The organism is Clostridium nitrophenolicum (genome assembly GCF_055391695.1).
Window position 1 is genome coordinate 3,150,692 of record NZ_AP042469.1, and the last position, 20,412, is coordinate 3,171,103.

Here is a 20,412-nt window from a genome sequence, read left to right on the forward strand (position 1 = left end):
ATCTGAAGTTTAGTTGAACGAATCCAGGGACGTAGCCGCTCTTTACTCCCACCTTGGAGAGGATGGGAGTATTAGAGCGGGTAGTCATCGGATAAAACGCTAAGTTTTAAACTTGCCTTTTATATACCTATATTTCTAAAAACTTTTCAAATCTTTCCTTTACTTTATCTTCACCTAATATACTCATAATAGTGTAAATATCAGGTGTATTGCTTCTATGTGATAAAGCTGCTCTTACCGCACCTGCAACATCTGAAATCATACCTTTAAATTGGTCTGGATTTGCTTTATATTCTTTTCTATTTGCACAGTATCCTAGCTCCAAACCAATTGCTTTTAAATCTTCAAACCATTCCTCTTGGCTAGTAGCATTAACATTGTATTTATTAACGTATACTTTTATTATTTCTTTTGCTGATTCTAATGTTAATGTCTTTGGCAATTCAACTTGTTCAGCAGTTTCTTTGTAGAATAATTCATCAAAGAAATAGAAGACTTTTTCTTTTACTTCATCCCACTTAGCATAGTCTTTTCTTGGTTTTGGACCCTCTTTATCTATATTAAATATTTCTTTAGACATTTTTTCATTAGCTGCAACCAATTCATACATTTCTGCATCGAATTCTTTTACCCAAGCTACATAGTTATCGTAAACTACATCTGCTTTCATTTTGCTAATAACATTTTTACTTACATCATTTAATTTTACTATATCGAATAAAGCTCCTGATTTGCTCATTTTGTCTAAATCTACTTGGAACTCATGATAATCAGCTGTAGGATTTTCTTCTCTCCACTCTTCAAAATTTGAGTTTATAATATTTAATAAATATTCGATAACTGAAACCGTTGGATATCCAACTTCCTTATAATAAGAAACAGCAGCTTCAGCATCTTTTCTCTTTGATAATTTTCTCTTTGAACCATTATCATTTTTCATTATTGTTGGAATGTGAGCATATTGTGGTCTTTCAAAACCTAATATTTCAAATAATTGAACGTGTATAGGTAGTGATGATAACCACTCTTCTCCTCTTATAACATGAGTAGTTCTCATTAAAGCATCATCTATAGCATGTGCAAAATGGTATGTTGGTAATCCATCACCCTTTATTATAACAATATCTTGATTATTTTCTGGGAATGATATATCACCTTTTATTAAATCATGGAACTCAACCCTATTTTCTATGTTTCCTGGTGATTTTAATCTTAATATGTACTCTTCGCCTGCTTCTATTTTAGCTATAGCTTCTTCTGGAGTTAAATTTCTGCACTTAGCATATTCTCCATAATATCCTGGTGTTATTTTTTCAGCTATTTGCTTTTCTCTTAAAGCTGTTAATTCCTCAGGAGTACAGAAACATGGGTAAACCAATCCCTTAGCAACTAAATCCTTAGCAAAAGTCTTATATATTCCCGCTCTTTCACTTTGTCTATATGGACCATATTCGCCCTTAGAAGTTTCTTGTCCTGTCATCCCTTCATTAAAATCCATTCCAAAGTTATTCATTGTTTGGATTGTATCTTCAATTGCACCTTCAACTTCTCTTTTTTGATCTGTGTCCTCTATTCTTAAATAGAAAATACCTTCACTTTGACTTGCTAATCTTTCATTTACTAAAGCTGCAAATACTCCTCCTATATGTTGAAAGCCTGTTGGTGATGGCGCATATCTAGTAACCTTTGCACCTTCTTTCAAATTTCTCTTTGGATATTTTTCAATATAATATTCTGGTGTCTTATCAACACTCGGAAATATTATATTAGCTAATTTTTCTAAACTCATTCTTCTTCCTCCTAAAAACAGTATAAATATAAAAAACTTTCGCCCTAAAACCATAGGACGAAAGTTAATTCCGCGTTACCACCTAAATTGATTAAGTAAACTTAATCCACTCATTATCTCTATACGGGGAGAATACCCTAAACCTACTACACAATAAAGCTTTCAGTTTACGCTCCAGAGCTTCTTTCTATAGAATCAAATATTAGGCTTCCACCATCCCTAACTCTCTTTAAATTAATCTCTATATACTATTCTCTTTCAACGCAATTATTAACATTAGTCTTTACAAAATATAGTACTATTATACATATACTACTGATTATTGTAAATAGTATACTTCATTTATATTTATAAATGCTTATTTAAACAATGACCTCATTTACCTATGGTAGTCGAGTAGAGAAAGCCCTCACGAACTTTTCCCCGCACCGGTTCACTGTATCTAACCTAACGACATCTTTTTAGCAGGCAATGATTTCCTTAATCATAAACTCTTTTCCACATAATAACTCCCAGTGTCTACTTCCGCAGTTTGGGCATGTGTTATTATTCGCAATGAGATTAAAAACTTTATTACACTTTTCGCAAATAGCATTGCCTGGTAATATCTCAATTTTTAATTTCGCATCCTTCAACAACGTACCATCCACTGCAGCTGGATAACAGGCTTCAATATATCTCGGAATCATCGATGAGAGCTCACCAATTTGGAGAACCAATGTATCGATTTTTGTTAATGCATTTTTTCTTGCGAAATTTTCAACAGTTTCAATGACTTCAATCAAAACTCCCAATTCATGCAAATGAACTCACCTCTCTTGACAAAGTATAAAGAACGGGAGAACTCGTGCTCTCTCGTCTTTTACTTCATATAATTATGTTAATTATTCTGTCTTGCCTTTTTCTCTGGAGAAAACTGATTCCAAGGATTTTTTTACCTTTTTGACTACAATTCTCCCCTTACGTTTGATGGCATATTTTATAATAGTAGATTTCATTTCTTTCAACTCTACACCAGCACTATCATATTTTCTTACCAATGAAATTGCGTCAAATTTGCACTTTGTAGTACAAACTCCACAGCCTACACATTGATAATCATCCACAACCACAGCTCCACAACCAAGGCATCGCTCTGTTTCCTTCTTTACTTGTTCTTCTGTAAATGTAGTACGCAAATCCTTAAAGCTTTGTTTTGATTTGTTGTTTCCATCCACATGAGGTGCTTTTTGTCTAGGTAGGCGGTCATAGCCGTCAAGGTTTAAGTTTTTCTTATCAAGAGGATGGTATTCCCTCTCACGGCTTATTGTCAAATTATCCCCATGGACATAACGATGAATTGAAATCGCGCCTTGCTTACCTAAAGCAATGGCATCGATAGCAAACTTAGGACCTGTTACCACATCTCCACCAGCAAATACATCTAGCTCTCCTGTCTGGAAAGTGAGAGGATCAGCTTTTGCTGTCTTATTCGGATTTAATTCTATTTTGGAGTCTTTTAATAATCCACCCATATCGATTCCCTGACCTACTGAAATCAGGACATTGTTTGCCTTAACAATCTTAGTTTCATTTTCATAAAATCTAGGATTAAACTTTCCATTTTCATCGAAGACAGAAAGGCATTTTTTGAATTCTACACCTACAACACGTCCATTTTCTTGAAGTATTCGCTTTGGCCCCCAGGAATTGTTGATAGCAATACCCTCTAGTAGTGCTTCATCAATTTCTTCCTCAAGGGCAGGCATTTCTTCCCGGTTTTCCAAACAATACATATCTATTTGTGAAGCACCAATTCTCTCAGCAGTCCTGGCAACGTCAATAGCAACATTTCCTCCACCAATGACGATAACTTCTCTCTCTATTTTTAAATCCTCACCTAGGTTTACTTTACGTAAGAAGTCTACACCAGTCATTACGCCTTCAGCTTCTTCACTCTCTAATCCCAGTTTTTTGCCAGATTGAGCACCAATTGCTATATAAAACGCTTTGTAGCCAAGTCTTCTGAGTTCATGAAGGGTAACATCATTGCCAATCTCAACGCCTGTTTTAAATTCCACTCCTAATTCTTTTAAAACTTCAATTTCGGAATTTACTATTTCTTTTCCTAATCTAAAGGATGGAATTCCAAGTGTTAACATACCACCAAGCACCTTTTGCTTTTCAAACACTGTTACTTGGTATCCATCAACAGCTAGGAAATAAGCACAAGAAAGTCCTGCAGGTCCTGCACCCACTACAGCAATTTTTTCTGGCCTTTGCGCTTTCTTTTCAGGTACAAAGCGTTGATCAGAATTTAAATCCTGATCTGCAATGAATTTTTTGATATCATCAACGGCAATCGGCTCATCCACACCTGATCTTGTGCAAGCAGATTCACAATTTCTTGGACAAATACGTCCGCAGATTGCTGGGAACGGATTTTCTTTCTTGATAAGCTCTAGTGCTTCCCTATACCTTCCTTGAGCTGCCATCTTAATATACCCTTGAACAGCTATGTGAGCTGGGCATTCAGATTTACAGGGGCTTGTTCCGCTTTCAGCAACAACTTTTCTATGTCGATAATCAGGATTCCATTTGTCTGGTCCCCACTCCGTATCATATGGCGTTTCTCTTTCTTTCAAAGTGACAGGGTTTTTGTTGGTACATAAATTTGGGCCCAATGTTAATGCATTGACCTGGCAATTTTCCACACATTCTCCGCAAGCAACGCATTTATCCCGATCTACTTGTGCTACATAGTTTGATCGAACAAAATCAGGGTTTCTAAAAAGATTTGCATTTCTTAAAGCTAAGCAAGAACAACCGCAGCAATTACAAATGGCGAGGGTTTTTCCCGGTCCGTTTGCATTAGGTATCTGATGTACCATACCTTCTTTTTCCGCTTGTTTAACAATGGCAAAGGCCTCTTCTTTGGTAATACGTCTGCCTCTTCCTGTACGAATATAAAAGTCAGCAGCTGGACCAAGCTGAATACACATCTCTTCAATTGTATGTCCACATCCTTCGCCCATGGTTCTTCTGACTATACGGCAGGCACAATCTGTAGCAGAGAAAGTGTCATGTTTATTAAGAAGATCTGCAATTTCCTCATAAGAAGCCCTTCTAGTATCGCCCTCAATGGCGCTTTGTATGGGGATAACTCGCATTATCCCTAGTCCTGGAGGAACGTTTCCTGCCAACATCCCACCTACTTTTCTTGTATATTCTTCAAAGCACTCAGCAATTACTGGATACTTTTCAACATTTCCCTTATTCACAACCATGTATTCCATGACACCAGGAACAAAGAGCTCAAGAAAATATTTGTTAACACCATTTTCTGGTTCTAATTTAATAACACCATCAACTGCCAATTGGAATAGGATTCGCTCTACTTCCTCCACTGGTTTACTACAGAGAACGGCAACTTCCTCTACGCTTTTAGGTTTGCGAAACTCCAAACAAAGTGCTACTTCTGCCATTTCATTCGTAACAACCGGCTCTATAATTCTATATTCTGGGTCTTTTGGCGTTACCTTTACTAACCCACCAGTAATCCCACCAGCAATCTTATTCGCCAGTTCGAGTACTTTTTGTTTTACCATATATACTCCCCCCAAATAAAATTTAATTACCTACTATTCTTCATTCCAATTTTTGACTTCTGTACGTAACCACTTAACCCATGTATCAATTCCTTGGCCAGTTTTAGCAGAGATTGGAATAACCTTAATATTGGGGTTTAATTTTTTTACACGTTCTTTAACTGCCTCAAGATCAAAATCAAAAATACCTATTGCATCGATCTTGTTAATTAATAAAACATCAACAATAGAAAACATTAAAGGATATTTCAGAGGCTTATCATCTCCCTCCGGTACACTTAAAATCATGGCATTTTTTGATGCACCAGTGTCAAATTCTGCTGGACAAACCAAATTTCCTACATTTTCTAAGATGACGAAATCAACACCTTCTGTTCCCAGTCCCAATAGACCTTGTTTTGTCATATCTGCATCAAGATGACACATCCCACCTGTGTGCAATTGGATTACCTTAGCCCCGGTCTGAACAACAATATGAGCATCGACATCTGAGTCAATATCCGCTTCTAAAACGCCAATATTCATTTCATCTTTCAAAGCTTCAATAGTTCTTAAAACAGTTGTTGTTTTACCAGAACCTGGTGATGACATCAGATTCAATAAAAAGGTCTTATCTTTTTTTAATTCTTCCCTAAGCAAATCTGCTTGTCGATCATTATTCTCAAAAACACTTTGCTTAATCTCAAGAACTTTAAATGTATCCATATAATTCCACCTCCATTTGATCCTAAGTTTTATTTTTACTCATTTCTTCATTTAAAAATATATTAGATTACATTATACCTTTTTAATAACTCTTCAATAACAGTTCCCGAAATCTTCTTTAATGCTTTCTTCTTAACAAAATTCAAAGGGAATGGCAATTTTGTATCAATAGGCTTCTTGCCATCCATCATCTTTACTGTAGAATCCAGCAATACACGGACATCATAGCATGAAGCAAAGACCTCTGGAACACCACGATCTATGTCTAGCAATGTGTAAACTGCTTCCATAGCTGTTCTCACTGAATATTCCGTTGTAAACACCGTGTCACGTGGTGTATCGGCGAACTGACCAATGAAAGCAAAGTTCTCACTTCCATCTGGCACAACCTTAGGTCTGTCACCTTCTCTTCTTGGCATAAAGAATGCCGTAACATATGGCATCACACAAGGTATGCATCGTGCAGAATTTGCAGCTAGCTCGTGAATCTTGGATTCAGGCACACCTATATGATAAAGCCATTCTTCTGTAATTTCTAAGCCTGTACATTCCCGCAGTGGCTTCTTGATATAATTTCCTAAAGTTTCGGAGAATAGACCGTATACCCAAACCACAAGCTGGTCTTTAGGTTGTTCTTTGAAATGAGGCTGTCTATTCAAAGTATAGCTCATAAGCCAATTTGAGTCTTTTATCGTAATGATACCGCCAGTAACAACCTTTCCGCTAAATGGATCACGTTTGCAAATTTTTTCAATATATGGAGGTATTCTGTTATCAAGTGTTGTAATTGTAGCAGATTCCCAGAATGTTTTTTCTGTATTAGTACAGAATTTATCAGGTTTACCAAAGGCTGTGTCTTGCTTCGCAATGTTTCTCCAAAGCTCCCAGCATCCTGATATAGATCCATTAAACTCTGGTGCGTGGTAATGGTCGCCAAGGGTAGAATTTTCTGTACAGCTTCCATTAGTAATGAACACTAAATCATTTTTAGTAAGTCTAATACATACTTCCTTGCCGCCATGCTTATAAACAATTTTCTTAGCAAACTTTTTGCCATTTTTAATATCAAAAACAACATTTGTTACTATGGTATCATATTGGAACTGAACGCCGTGGGCTTCAAGGTATTTTACCATTGGTAGAATTAATGACTCATATTGATTGTACTTGGTAAACTTCAAAGCAGATAGGTCTGGCAAGCCGCCGATGTGATGAATAAATCTCTGAAGGTATAGTTTCATTTCCAATGCGCTGTGCCACTCTCTAAAGGCAAACATGGATCTCCAATATAGCCAGAAGTTAGAATTAATAAGGTCATCTGAGAACACATCAGAAATTTTCTTATCATACAAATCTTCATTCCTAGTCATAAAAAGCTTCACAAGCTCCTTAGAAGCTTTTTCACTTAATCCAAACTTCCCATCGGTACGGGCATCCTCACCTCTATTTACAGTTGCTCTCATCAAAGAGTAATTTGGGTCCTTTTTATTCAACCAATAATACTCATCTAAAACAGAAACACCCTCTGTTTCAATAGAAGGAATAGAACGGAACAAATCCCACAGACATTCAAAGTGATTCTCCATTTCACGGCCACCACGAATAATAAAGCCTTTTTCGCTGTTCTTAATACCGTCGCAGGCTCCTCCAGAGATATTAAGTTCTTCTAGAATGTGAATGTTCTCACCCTTCATTTGTCCATCACGTACTAAAAAACATGCAGCTGCCAGGGAAGCTAAACCTGCTCCAACTAAATATGCAGATTTTTTATCCACATCAGCTGGTTTTAAAGGACGAGCAAATGCTTCATAATTCCCATTACTATAATACATTGAAAGCACCTCCTAAATACTACCATATAACCAGATTATATAGATTTATTCTAAGGATAATAAACCAAAAGCTAATTTGCCTAATTATGGCTATAAATTCTGATTTAATGATAAAAAACATTATCCTGTTGTAATGATCTTTGTTCTGCAAGTACTTTGACTTCCTTATATCCTTTCAAATCTGTGTAAAGCTCGCTAAGATAAGGATTTCTCTTCGTTTTAACTACTTTGTAAATCATATAAACAAGTACTGCTATATTTGCAGTTAATGCTGCAAAACTAAATGCAAATAGTGGCACTGTATTGTAGGATGACGAAACCGCAAAGGCACCCTTATCAATGAATGATGGGAATGTCTGTGCAAACATACACCATATGGCCAGAGTTTGTGCACGATGCTGCAGCCACGCCCCTTTTCCTACAGTAAATGCACAAAGGGTTGGAGCTAATAGCAAAGCAAAACCGCAATACCAAGCATGACCTGGCAGGCAATTATATGTGTAAGCAAAATTCCATAAATCATAAGCTATTATCCAAAACCACAACATATCAGGCCACAGCATATCTTTGCTGCCATCTTTAGCAGTACATTTTTTTATGCAAATTCCAAACCATCCGGTTATAGTTATGATGTTCAGGATACCTGCTATACCATTCATGAAATTCCAGGGACCACCAAGTACATACATGGCTTCGTCTACTAAATTCCCTCCCATTGGATATTGGATACCAACTTGGAAATCACGAAGTACTGCCTCTATAATGTTGATAGTAAGGATAAGTGGTGGGAAACATAAAGCCCATTTTTTATCAGATAATCTCCATTCTTTACCTGTGAATTTATTTTTCCATTTAACATGTCTGATGCACCAAAAACCTATGCATCCAGCTGTAGAAGAATACACCTTTGCCAAATGGAACCAGTCTGTATAAGTTGTGTCACTTAATACCGTAACCCATAATATTGATAGTATTATCGGTAAAATAACAAAACAGAAAAAACCAACATATTTCCATCTGCGTGCTATTTCATTAAAGCCAAAGAGTGCTGCAAAAACAATTACCCAAATACCCCATACACTTAATGCTGATGCGCCATTGGTGTAGTTAAAAACAAACATGTCGTAACCTCCTTAATATAAACATTTAGTGTTCTATTAAATTCATTTTACAATTTCTGTAAAGAACTCTTCAATAGACAAAAAAAAGAAAGTGTCTATTTTGAACACCTTCTTCTTTCTGCGAAAATTATTTTTTTATTTCTTCTTTTACAAAGGCAGCCACAGAGCGGGGAATACTTCCTGTTATCATGATCAAAAGCTTTTTAAGTATAATTTCTGGTTCCTCTTTCATTCCTTGACTTACCCAGTCTATCATCAACCCATTAAACACATGTCTATAAAAATTAACGATGAACTTTTGATCTTTCTCCTTTAATTTTACTCCCATTTTTTCAACACACTCTTCAACCACATCGTCCAGCAACCTGTTAGAAAGATCTGTAATGTAGGTATTGGCTTCAGGCCAATAAGAAGAATTATATACATGTAAAATTATTTTCGAATTTTTCTTCAGATAATTCATTGTAGCCAGGAACCCACCACCCCAGGTTTCAAAGGTTCTGTTTTGTGCAATTTCTATTGATAATTCCTCAAGAAATATGAATTTAAAAACATCCATAATATCAGTAAAGTGATTATAAAAAGTCTGCCTGTTTACATCACAATGTTCACAAATTCCCTTCACTGTAATCTTATCTATAGATTTCTTGTTTAATAATTGTTTAAATGAGTCAATTATTTCAGATTTAGCATTCTGTCTCATAATCTTCTCCTCTAATACAAAAATATTAATTTTTCAGTAAAAAGGTTTTGTATGTTTTCCATTTGAATAATGAAAAACATTACCTACAAAAATTATAACACCAAATCTATATTATTTAAGCATATCAATCAACTACTTTTTACTTTATTTACAATTAATGTTTTATAGCTTATATTTATTTCTCTCTATCTGAACCTTAACTTATAACTTATTAATTATACTAGCATTATACGCTGCACCAAATCCATTATCTATATTTACTACACTTACACCACTAGCACAACTATTTAACATGGACAATAAAGCTGCAACTCCTCCAAAGTTGGCTCCATAGCCAACACTTGTCGGAACAGCTATCACAGGTTTGTCCACAAGACCGCCTATAACACTAGCTAAAGCTCCTTCCATTCCTGCAATTACTATAACTACTTTTGCACCTCTAATAACATCTAACCTTGAAAAAAAGATGTAATCGAATTTATGAATGCATCAACACTTCTCGATAAATATCGATTTTTTTTTCGTATCAAAACCAGTTCTCTACTAGAAAGCTCGCCCGCTAGTTTATAGAAACAAATATCTTGATTAAAGTTCACATGATTTACTAAAGAATCTCGTATGAATGCAATTCCTATACCTTTACAAGCAATATGATAAGATGTCATTAATTGATCTATATACATTACCGCTTTTGGTACAAATCCAGCTTTTTGACATAATTTTATACTACGTGTATACATATCATTACCTTTTTTAAGTATAATAAAGGGCTCATTTGCAAATTTGTTTAACTGCACAGATGGAAAATCAGGGGACAGATGTTTATTCTCTGCTATATCCTGAAAGGATAAGCGATAGGCAATTAATTCATCGTTGATTTTATAATTTCCTGGAACCGCTAAAATAATATTTTCTCTGCCAATTACGTGATTTTCAAAGTGCTTTGTATCTAAATAACAACACTCTATTCCTAAATCAATTGTCTCCTTCATCAGTTCTTCCTTTAAACCAAGGGAATTGACTTCAGATAAATCTACAGTTATACCTGGTTGTTGTTTTTTGAACTCTGCTATTATATCAGGAAGTACATATGAACAAAAGAAATTTGAACCACCAATAGAAACTTTTCCTGTTTTTAGATTCATTATATCTTGAAAGTACTGTTCAAGATTATTTTCAATGGCTTTGACCTGAAGGATAGCCTTTATATACATTTCCCCTGGTTCAGTTAAATGTATTGGTGTGGTACTTCTATCAAACAAAGAAACTCCTATATCTGTTTCTATTTTTTTGATATATGCACTTAGTGCTGGTTGACTGATATAAAGATTTTTTGCAGCTTTTGAAAAGCTACCTTCTTTATAAACTTCGTATACATAGTTCATTCCTTGAAACATTTTACTATCTCCCGACTATAATTAAATTTATATAATAATTATATAAACATATGAATTAGATTATATCATTTTACCATGGTACAATCAAATAAAGTATCAATACTTTAAAAGGAGATGTATAAAATGAGTAACATAAAAAATGGAGAATTATTTTCAAATGAGCTATTAAAAGAAATTAAAGAACGTTTTTACTATGTAGATACTGACCATAATATTGGTGAAAGGCTTTTTTTCGGTAACGCTGGAGGCTCTTTCAGACTTAAAAAAGCAGTAGAACAATTTACCAAAATTGATGCTATTCCAGATTATCCGGGCCCTATTCATAAAACGGCATCATATTTACAAAAAATTCTAGAAGATGGAATTAATGATGTAAGAACTATTTTCAATTCAAAAGGCGGTAGTGTTTTTACATCACTAACAGCTTCTCAAGCTATGTTTGATATAGTACGAGCTATTGCTGAAAATATTAGTGGCACAAATATGGTGACATCTATACTGGAACATCCTTCAGCATATGACTCAATCGAGTATTATGCTAAAAAATTAGACAAGGAACTTAGGGTGGCAAAAAGCAACCCTGTCACAGGTGGAGTAAATGTTGATGAAATTATTAAATTAATAGATAAAGATACATGCCTTTTAAGTGTAATGTATGCGTCAAACATTTCAGGTGCTATCTATGATATTGAGAATATAATAAAAAAAGCTCGTAAAATTAAACCTGATTTATATATTATTGTAGATGCAGTACAGCATACCCCACATGCTTTAATAGATCTTCAAAAAACTCCTGTTGATGCTATTAGCTTTGCTCCGTACAAATTCTTTGGTTGTAGAGGCTTAGGAATTGCTTGGCTATCTGAGAGAGTAGCAGAACTTCCACACCATAAATTAATTTCTAAAGAAGCTGATGTATGGGAACTAGGTAGTCCTGCTCCATCACAATTTGCTGTAGTTACTGAAATAGTAAACTATGTATGTTGGATTGGCAGCAAATTTATTGATAGTAGTGACAGACGTGAATTATTTGCTTGTGGTATGACAAAAATTACTCTACAAGAAAGAGCATTAATGGCTAGGATGCTTAACGGCACTAATGAAATTACCGGACTTAGAAATATGAAAGGTGTTAAAGTATTCTTTGATTACGAAGATCTTACAAAAAGAGATTTTATAATTGCAATTGGCTTTGATAATATAGGCTACTCACAAGCAGTTAGAGAATATGAAAAAAGAAGCGTCATTGTATATGACAGATTGATTTCTAGCCCATATTCAAAGAGAATGCTTGAGTCTTTCAATTTAGATGGTGCTATTAGAGTTGCACCATTACATTGTAATTCAACTGCGGATATTGATAAATTCTTAAAAGTAACAATGGAGATATCTCAATTGTAATCAAATTAAGAAAAGTTGTAATCCAAAAAATATGGTTCAGATATGAAGATTAGTATAATTATTAAAGGAGTGTATATTCTTGATCAATAACTTAATATTTTTATGTGCAGCTGGATTTTGTGCTGCCTTTGTAGATTCTATAGCTGGCGGCGGCGGAATTATAAGTATGCCTGCATTCTTAATGGCAGGTATTCCTCCTCATTTAGCATTAGGGACAAACAAGTTTTCTTCTTCCTGTGCTTCCTTTACAAGTTCTATTAAATTTGCTCAATCTGGTAAGGTAGATTTTAAGCTTCTAAAGTTTTTAGCTCCTTTTACCTTTATAGGTGCTGTTTTAGGTGTAAATACTGTTCTTAATATCAATGCAAAGCACCTCAATACCATAGTACTAGTACTTCTACTACTTGTTAGCATTTATAGCCTATTTTCAAAGAACATAGGAACTGAAGATAACTTTCAAGGTCTTACTAAAAAGAATATTTTACTTGGAATTATCCTTGCATTATCCCTAGGTTTCTATGATGGTTTTTTCGGCCCTGGTACAGGTTCATTCTTGATATTCGGACTTATAAGCATATTTTCTTTTGATTTTACTCGTGCTGGCGGAAACGGAAAAGTTTTAAACTTTGTAAGTAATATTGCATCTTTAGGTATGTTTGCATTACGAGGACAAATTGATTATAAAATAGGTATACCAGTAGCCTTATTTATGATAATAGGTGCAAGATTAGGGACAAAGGTTGCTTTAAATAAGGGCGCAAAACTCATAAAACCAATCTTTGTTACTATGTCTCTAGCTGTAGCAACTAAAATGCTTTATGGAATGATAAGTTAAGTATTTTTAATTAGTCTAAAGCTCCATAGCCATCAACCTAATAGATACAGTTAAGAAAACAAAATGAGATTTTAAAACAACCCTTTTTAAAATCTCATTTTTAAGCATGTTAATATTAATTCTCTTAATTGACTTTTGGGGCAATAGTTTCATTAAAGCTTCCTACTCTATATCCTTCTAAATCTAAAGTTACATAATCATATCCTTGTTCTTTAGCAATAGATAATATCATACTAAACACTGCAGTTTTGCAAAGATAGCATCTATTTTCTGGATTAAATTTAATTGAATCAATAATTGGAGCTTCTTTTGAGTAAATTCATGAGCGTTTGCTACCAGTATTGCTGCTCCTGTAGGCGTAGTTGTTTCAAATTGTACTATTCCAGTCTTTATTGGAATATTCTTTAAGATTTCTACTGTTTTTACTTCATACTCAGAATTTAAGTTCATTTTCGAAAGTTCCCGCAATCTCGATTTTTGAGAAATCGCCATTTAATTCTCTATTTATCAATTATTAGTTATCCGTTCTTTTCAATTGTTCTTCTTTTATCAATACTCTTTCTTCATATCCATCAATTTTCTTATCCAAACGTTCCAACGTTTGCTGCATTTCTTTAATTTTTTCAGCAAGCTGACTACGTTGTTCTATCAAAAGTTCTTTTCTAGCCTTGATTGTAGAAGTTCCTTGCTGGAACATACTTACGTACTCTACTAAGACTTCAATGGAAAGTCCTGCACTACGCATACATTTTATAAAATGAATCCAATTACAATCTTCTTCTGTATAGTTCCTGATTCCGCTTGCATTTCGATTCACTGGTGGAATTAAGCCAATTCGCTCATAATATCGCAGCGTATCTGCTGAAAGGTTAAATCTTTTACTTACTTCTGCAATCGTCATAGAAAAGCCCCTCCTTTGTTTAATTGCCAAACAGTTTAACTGCCTGTTTCATCTTATTAATGATATCTACACCAAATGGGCAGTTTTTCATACATAACCCACATTCTATACACTCACTTGCGTGCTGTTCTAATAAGTCATAATGATTCTTTAATGTTTCAGGAACCTCTTCTTGAATTAATGCTAAATCCAAATATTTATTTACTGATGCAATATCTATCTTTTTCGAGCATGGGGCACAATGTCCACAATACATACAATGTCCGCTAAATGAACTTCTTGGGGCATTTGCAAGAACTTCACTATAATCTTTTTCTTTATTACTTGCAGTAGTATAAGCAGTCGCTGCAAATACTTGATCTGTATTAGATACTCCAACCATTACGGAAACAACTGCTGGTCTAGTTAAACAGTAATGTAAACATTGCACTGGTGTCAGTGCTTTTTCAAAAGGTGATTGTTTGTCACTTAATAACACTCCAGCAGCATATCCTTTCATAACAGTTAAAGCAACGCCCTCATTTTCGCAAGTTCTATATAACTTATCACGTTTTGGATCAATACCTTCATAAGCTCTGTCTTTAAAAGTACTTTCTTCAAATAGTTCGTATACATCCTTAGTAGCTGGTAACATATCATAAGCAGCATTGATACTAAATAAAATTACATCAATTATTCCTGTTTCCACTGCTTTAAAGGCAATGTCTGTATTATGTGTTGATATTCCTAAAGATTTAATAATCCCCTTTTCTTTTAATCTTTTTGCATATTTAATTATTTCTCCATTAAAAATGTTATCAAAATCTTTTTGATCATCAACATAATGAATCATCCCTATATCCACATAGTCTAACTGCATTCTAGCTAAAAAATCTTCAAATGCATTGACTACTTCATTAAAATCCCTAGTACGTCTATATTGTCCTTCATCCCAAGTGGAACATAAATGTCCTTCAATAACAAAACTGCTTCTAGGATATTTACTTAACGCTTTACCAACGTTGCTTCTAACTTCAGGATTTGAGTTATATATATCAATAAAATTAATACCTTCTTTAATTGCACAATCAATAATTGCTTCGCAATCTTCATAACTTTTATTTTCAAATCCTTCACCGCCAATACCAATGGCACTTACTTTAATTCCTGTTCTTCCTAAAATTCGATATTCCAAATTACACACCCCCTAACTAAGCATATCACTTTGAGTTATCTCCAAGTCAATATGTTTTTCTCTGAATTAAAAATGACTTCTATCTGCGGAGAGGAAGTTCTGTTTCAAAGGTATCAGCCACATCCTTTAAACCTTTTGTAATCTCAATATGCTGTGGACAATTTCTTTCACACTGTTTGCATCCGATACACTCTGATGCTTTACCACGTGTTTTTGTATAGTTATCGTAATATAGTCTTTGTATAGAAAACGCGGTCTTCAAAGATTGTTTTTCTGTATTGTATAATGCAAAATACTTCGGAATATCTATGTTTTTCGGACATTTTTCCACACAGTACTGACAAGCTGTACATGGAATAGCAATTGCTTCGTTAATAATCTCCACAGCCTTTTTTACAATATCATATTCTTCCTGTACAAAAGGCTTAAACTCTTGCATATATCCTATGTTATCCAGTAACTGTTCCATGCTAGACATCCCACTTAATACCATCATAATTCCCTCATGGCTTGCAGCATAACGAATAGCCCACGATGGTATTGACATATTAGGATGATACTCTTTAAATAATTGCTCTGCTTTTTCAGGCACTTTCGCAAGGGTACCACCTTTTACAGGTTCCATAACAATAACCGGTTTATTATGTTTTCTTGCTACCTCGTAGCATTTCCTTGATTGAATGCTCTCATTATCCCAATCCAAATAGTTAATCTGTAATTGAACAAAATCTACTTCCGGATGTGCTGTTAGGATTTCATCTAATAAATCCGCATTATCATGAAAAGAAAATCCAACCTGTCTAATTTTTCCTTCTTTTTTCTTTTCCTGAACAAATGCAAAGCTATCAAATTTTTTTGCTGTTTCATAATTTGTTATACCAAGATTGTGAAGAAGATAGTAATCAAAATAATTTACACCACATTTTTCTAACTGTTCGTTAAAAATTCTTTCCTGATCCTCTTTTGTTTTTAAAAACATTGTTGGTAATTTTGTCGCTAAGGTAAAAGTATCTCTATTATGACGTTTTACTAAAGCCTCTCTGATAGCTATTTCACTCTTACCCATATGATACATATAAGCTGTATCAAAATAAGTAAAGCCTCTTTCTAAAAAAGTATCTACCATTTTATTTAATGTATCCATATCAATGCTTTCTGGATCATCCTGGTTCTTTACTGGTAGACGCATAAATCCAAATCCTAATTTTTTCTTTTCCATATCTATATTTCCCCCTTCATTTTTACTTATTTTCTGGAATAATTTCATTAATGCAGACAAGTGCGTTCACTCCTGCTATATAAACTCTACCACTTGGAGTTAACTCCAAGTCAAGTATTTTTTTTAAATACTATTAAATTAACTGAACTCTTATTAGAAAAAGACAACCTCCAGATAACTTACTGTTATTTGGAGGTTATATATTTACAAATATAGTTGGCATGTATTTTAAAGATTTTGCATATAATTTTGAAGTACTAAAGACTCTGCATAAATATTGTCTATATCTTTCCTTAGTTTCAGAACCTTATTATTAACAATTTATATTAGAAAGGAGTTATTATGTCAAACATTATTGAAGAAGTTAAAGACATGTATAAAATCATTAAGCTAAGAAATTTTCGTAATACACCAGGTGTAACTTTTGATTTATTTCCTATGGATATGATTTCAAAGGTTGATTCTATTGATAGAGTAATCCATAAAAAAGCAGCAGTTTCACCTGGCCCAGTAGGAGATGTAGAATACCCATGGTATATGCACCAACATCAAGATGACAATTTAATAGTTCTTCATGGTCGTAGAGAAGTTGACATTTATACTAAAGAACATGGTAAAGTAGAACACTTTACCGTAACTCCTGATAAAATATTAAAAAATGGAGAACTTATTTATGAAGGCGGTGCAATTTTAGTTTGGTCAAAAGGAGTTTTTCACCGAATAGTAAGTGGTGAAGAAGGCTCAGCTTCACTAAACATTGCTGTGCATTATGACGGATTTGATATAAATACAAATTTTAGTGTTTATGATTTAAATGTAGAAACTGGTGAATATAAAGTTATCAGAAATGGATTTGAGGATCAAAAGTAATAAAGTGTTACTCTATTGAATTTATAAAGCAACCCATGATAGTAAGGCTGACCTCAAAGGTTCGCCCTACTATCATGGGTTTCAGTTTAGATTTAAGGCTTTCTAAATCATTGATTCATTAGTAATTAGCCTTTTCTATTCTTCTGTAAAATGCTCTTTAATATACTGAACTGCATTTTCACCAGCCATTCTGCCTGAGTTCACTGCAAATCCTAATGTATTTCCTGGAAGAACAAATACATAGTCTGGGTTACATATAGAGTTTGCATCTGTTCCTGCTGCAAATAAACCTGGTATTACTTTGTCTTCTGTATCTATTACTTCTGTCTTGTAGTTAATTTTGATTCCACCTAAGCTTCCATATGCACTTGGTGCAAATTTTAAAGCATAATATTTTTGCCCTATTAATGGTTTTAAGTATTTTGGATTTTTATTGAATATATTATCCCTTGATTTACAACACTCATTATATTCATTTAGTGTTTTCACAAGTCCGTTTTTATCAATTCCTGTTTTTTCTGCTAATTCTTCAATAGAGTCTGCAATAAATAAAACATCATTTCCGTTTTTAATAAGTTCATCCATTTCTTGTTTAAAATCATCCATGCTAATATTGGAAGTAACAACATTTATTAAATCTAAACCATTTTTCTCATATTCTTTCATGATACTATCATCTATAATTGAGAATGCAATTCTATTCTTTTGTCTACATATAGCGTTAACTGAAAATACAGGATTTTCAACTACAGATTCATCGTAAAATCTTTCTCCATCTAGGTTTACAAAAAGATTTGGTTGTCTAAATGGAAGCTCAATTGGGGCATATCCACCTGTATTAGGTGCAAAGAAAACTAATTCCATATCCATTCTATCTCTTGCTGCGCCAGCTTCCCATGCCATGCTGATTCCATCACCTGTAAGTCCAGGAATTCTATAAGAAAATAGATCCTTTCCCCATTCAAATCTTGTATACTTTTTAATAAATTCAGGACTGTCACCAAATCCGCCTGTTGCAATAATAACTGCTGAACCATATGCTGTAATTTCTCCATCCTTATCCTTTGCAATGACACCAATAACCTCGCCATCTTCTTTAATTAATTTCTGAATTGGTGATTCTAAGCAAATTCTAACTCCTAATTCTTCTGCCCTGTCTGTCATAGCTTTAATCATAGTTGCAGCCGCTCTAAGTCCAGGTGCTCCTGTTTTTGGTTGAACAATGTGCCAAGTTGCTTCTGATCCTGGAAAATATTTTGATGGTAATGCAAATTTTACACCCATGTCTTCCAACCATTCAATTGTACTAGCTGATTTATAAATATAATTTTTTACTAACCTAGCATCAGAACGCCAGTGTGTGTAATCCATAAATTTTTGAAAGGCTCCCTCTCTTGTACAATCAACAAGTCTTTCTTTTTGCATCTTTGTTTCTACTCCTAAGAGTCCCATTGCCATGTTAGCACATCCACCAGTTGTATTTGCCTTTTCAAATACAATAACCTCTGCACCTTGTTCTGCAGCTGAAATAGCTGCTGCCATTCCTGCTGCTCCACCACCTATAACAATTACATCTGTTTCCATTTCGCGCATTTTTCTTACCTCCTGAATTATATATAAATATTTTATAGCTATTTTCTCTTTCTTCTTCCAAGACCTTTCTTTTCGCCTAATCCGCCTTCTTTAAAGCTTCCAACCTCTATAGGTTCTATAGGCAATTGTGGTTTTATTCTCCCATATCTTTTTACTGCTTTTGCAGTACAAACTTCTTCACATTTTCCACATTTATCGCAAGAATCCTGATTGATAACATGGATCAACTTTTCTCCACCCTTGATTGCATTTTGAGGACAATTAGTACACTCTCCGCAACCATTACAATCTTTCGGGTCAATGAAATAATTAGCATAAGAAATACAACTCAATGTATCACATATCTTTCTATCAATGTGCTTTTCAAATTCATCTCCGAATTTATTAATTCCTGTATATAAAGGGTTAGCTGCACTTTTCCCAAAATCACATAGTGTTCCAGCTTTCATTGTTTCACACAGCTCAAAAGCTAAATTAATATCTCCATCTCTTCCTTTTCCCTCTGTTGCATCCTTAACTATTCGATAAAGCTGATAAATACCTTCTCGACAATATACACATTTACCACAGCTTTCTTTGCTATTTTGGAGCATTTTTTCAAAGGACCATTTTACAATACATGAATCTGAATTATAAACTTCAATCTTTGCAGTCTCAAGCATTGTACCGTAACCCATCAGATTAGAATATAAGAATGGTGTATCTAACTCTTCTTCGCTAAAAACAGCACCTGTGTTTCCACCAACTTGTACAAATTTAATTGCTTTTTCAGATTTAGTACCATTACCATATTGATTAATAATTTCTCTTAAAGATACTTCAAAGGGAATTTCATATATCCCTGAGCTTTTAACATCTCCTGTTAGTGTTATTATTTTTCTAGGGATATAGTTTTCCTCAGAGAGAGAACGACTAAGAGCTAATAGAGTTTCTGAATGATGAACAAGAGTATCTCCATCAAATATTTCTTTTTCAAAGTCTTTTTTATTATCAACTAAAACTACTTCTAATCCATATTTATCTAATTCATTTAAAAATTCAGCATAACATTTACTAAGATAAATTTTGCATTTTTCTATTCTAAGTTCATTCATGCATATCTTAATTCCATCAATGACTTGGTTCATATAGTTTTCTAACAAATACTTAATGTTTTCACTTTGCCTCCTATCCTCAATAAAAAGACAAGCTAGTTCTTTCCATTCTCTACTTTTCCATCTATCTAATACACTGTTATTTTTAATTCCATGACCGGATATCTTTATATTCTCCATTGACATTTTTT

At 34.0% G+C, this 20,412-nt stretch carries 16 protein-coding genes, 3 pseudogenes and 1 other annotated feature; of the genes and pseudogenes, 3 read left to right on the forward strand and 16 right to left on the reverse strand.

The annotated features are described in order from the left end of the window. Positions 1–127: 127 nt before the first annotated feature. The 9 genes and pseudogenes from gltX to ACZ5N4_RS14975 form a co-directional block, all read right to left on the reverse strand. On the reverse strand, positions 128–1,789 hold the full coding sequence (gene gltX / locus ACZ5N4_RS14935) for a glutamate--tRNA ligase (RefSeq protein WP_464203305.1): 1,662 nt from the start codon (positions 1,787–1,789) through the stop codon (positions 128–130). A gap of 50 nt (positions 1,790–1,839) precedes the next feature. After that, positions 1,840–2,060, reverse strand: a binding site (T-box leader). 190 nt (positions 2,061–2,250) lie between these two features. Further along, entirely contained in the window at positions 2,251–2,592 is a 342-nt protein-coding gene (locus ACZ5N4_RS14940) for a hydrogenase maturation nickel metallochaperone HypA (protein WP_464203306.1), read from the reverse strand. Positions 2,593–2,673: 81 nt separating this feature from the next. Further along, entirely contained in the window at positions 2,674–5,376 is a 2,703-nt protein-coding gene (locus ACZ5N4_RS14945) for an FAD-dependent oxidoreductase (protein WP_464203307.1), read from the reverse strand. A 33-nt stretch (positions 5,377–5,409) separates the two neighbouring features. Continuing rightward, the gene (gene hypB / locus ACZ5N4_RS14950; protein ID WP_464203308.1) at positions 5,410–6,081 is read right to left on the reverse strand and encodes a hydrogenase nickel incorporation protein HypB; all 672 of its coding nucleotides are present in this window, start codon (positions 6,079–6,081) and stop codon (positions 5,410–5,412) included. Positions 6,082–6,143: 62 nt separating this feature from the next. Then, the gene (locus tag ACZ5N4_RS14955) at positions 6,144–7,913 is read right to left on the reverse strand and encodes an oleate hydratase (RefSeq protein WP_464203309.1); all 1,770 of its coding nucleotides are present in this window, start codon (positions 7,911–7,913) and stop codon (positions 6,144–6,146) included. A gap of 104 nt (positions 7,914–8,017) precedes the next feature. Beyond that, positions 8,018–9,034, reverse strand: a complete 1,017-nt coding sequence (locus ACZ5N4_RS14960) for a DUF5692 family protein (protein ID WP_464203310.1) — start codon at positions 9,032–9,034, stop codon at positions 8,018–8,020. 127 nt (positions 9,035–9,161) lie between these two features. Beyond that, positions 9,162–9,737 (reverse strand): TetR/AcrR family transcriptional regulator, encoded by a 576-nt coding sequence (locus tag ACZ5N4_RS14965; RefSeq protein WP_464203311.1) that lies wholly within the window; start codon positions 9,735–9,737, stop codon positions 9,162–9,164. 201 nt (positions 9,738–9,938) lie between these two features. Beyond that, a pseudogene (locus tag ACZ5N4_RS14970) lies at positions 9,939–10,199 on the reverse strand (AIR carboxylase family protein); the annotation flags it as partial. After that, the gene (locus ACZ5N4_RS14975) at positions 10,187–11,134 is read right to left on the reverse strand and encodes a LysR family transcriptional regulator (RefSeq protein WP_464203312.1); all 948 of its coding nucleotides are present in this window, start codon (positions 11,132–11,134) and stop codon (positions 10,187–10,189) included. The gene ACZ5N4_RS14975 and the pseudogene ACZ5N4_RS14970, both read right to left, overlap by 13 nt. A 123-nt stretch (positions 11,135–11,257) precedes the next feature. On the opposite strand from ACZ5N4_RS14975, the gene ACZ5N4_RS14980 reads away from it, so the two are divergent. Together ACZ5N4_RS14980 and ACZ5N4_RS14985 are read left to right on the forward strand one after the other, a co-directional pair. Next, entirely contained in the window at positions 11,258–12,535 is a 1,278-nt protein-coding gene (locus tag ACZ5N4_RS14980; protein ID WP_464203313.1) for an aminotransferase class V-fold PLP-dependent enzyme, read from the forward strand. A gap of 82 nt (positions 12,536–12,617) precedes the next feature. Beyond that, complete coding sequence (locus ACZ5N4_RS14985) at positions 12,618–13,370, forward strand: TSUP family transporter (protein WP_464210958.1); 753 nt, start codon at positions 12,618–12,620, stop codon at positions 13,368–13,370. Between the two features lie 160 nt (positions 13,371–13,530). Here the strand turns inward: ACZ5N4_RS14985 and ACZ5N4_RS14990 are convergent. The 5 genes and pseudogenes from ACZ5N4_RS14990 to ACZ5N4_RS15010 form a co-directional block, all read right to left on the reverse strand. Next, positions 13,531–13,677, reverse strand: a pseudogene (locus ACZ5N4_RS14990) (ATP-dependent sacrificial sulfur transferase LarE); the annotation flags it as partial. Beyond that, positions 13,677–13,790: pseudogene (gene larC / locus ACZ5N4_RS14995) on the reverse strand (nickel insertion protein); the annotation flags it as partial. The pseudogenes ACZ5N4_RS14990 and larC, both read right to left, overlap by 1 nt. A gap of 94 nt (positions 13,791–13,884) precedes the next feature. Then, positions 13,885–14,271 (reverse strand): MerR family transcriptional regulator, encoded by a 387-nt coding sequence (locus ACZ5N4_RS15000; RefSeq protein ID WP_464203314.1) that lies wholly within the window; start codon positions 14,269–14,271, stop codon positions 13,885–13,887. A gap of 19 nt (positions 14,272–14,290) precedes the next feature. After that, on the reverse strand, positions 14,291–15,445 hold the full coding sequence (locus ACZ5N4_RS15005) for an aldo/keto reductase (RefSeq protein WP_464203315.1): 1,155 nt from the start codon (positions 15,443–15,445) through the stop codon (positions 14,291–14,293). Positions 15,446–15,524: 79 nt separating this feature from the next. Further along, a complete protein-coding gene (locus tag ACZ5N4_RS15010; protein WP_464203316.1) occupies positions 15,525–16,664 on the reverse strand; it encodes an aldo/keto reductase in 1,140 nt (379 codons plus the stop codon). A 342-nt stretch (positions 16,665–17,006) separates the two neighbouring features. Here ACZ5N4_RS15010 and ACZ5N4_RS15015 point away from each other — a divergent pair, with 342 nt between their 5' ends. Beyond that, positions 17,007–17,534 (forward strand): hypothetical protein, encoded by a 528-nt coding sequence (locus tag ACZ5N4_RS15015; protein ID WP_464203317.1) that lies wholly within the window; start codon positions 17,007–17,009, stop codon positions 17,532–17,534. A gap of 135 nt (positions 17,535–17,669) precedes the next feature. Here the strand turns inward: ACZ5N4_RS15015 and ACZ5N4_RS15020 are convergent, their stop codons facing one another. Further along, positions 17,670–19,127 carry an FAD-dependent oxidoreductase gene (locus ACZ5N4_RS15020; RefSeq protein WP_464203318.1) on the reverse strand — a complete coding sequence of 486 codons (1,458 nt, stop codon included), beginning with the start codon at positions 19,125–19,127 and terminating at the stop codon, positions 17,670–17,672. 38 nt (positions 19,128–19,165) lie between these two features. Further along, a complete protein-coding gene (locus tag ACZ5N4_RS15025; RefSeq protein ID WP_464203319.1) occupies positions 19,166–20,407 on the reverse strand; it encodes an NADH-ubiquinone oxidoreductase-F iron-sulfur binding region domain-containing protein in 1,242 nt (413 codons plus the stop codon). Positions 20,408–20,412: the final 5 nt, after the last annotated feature.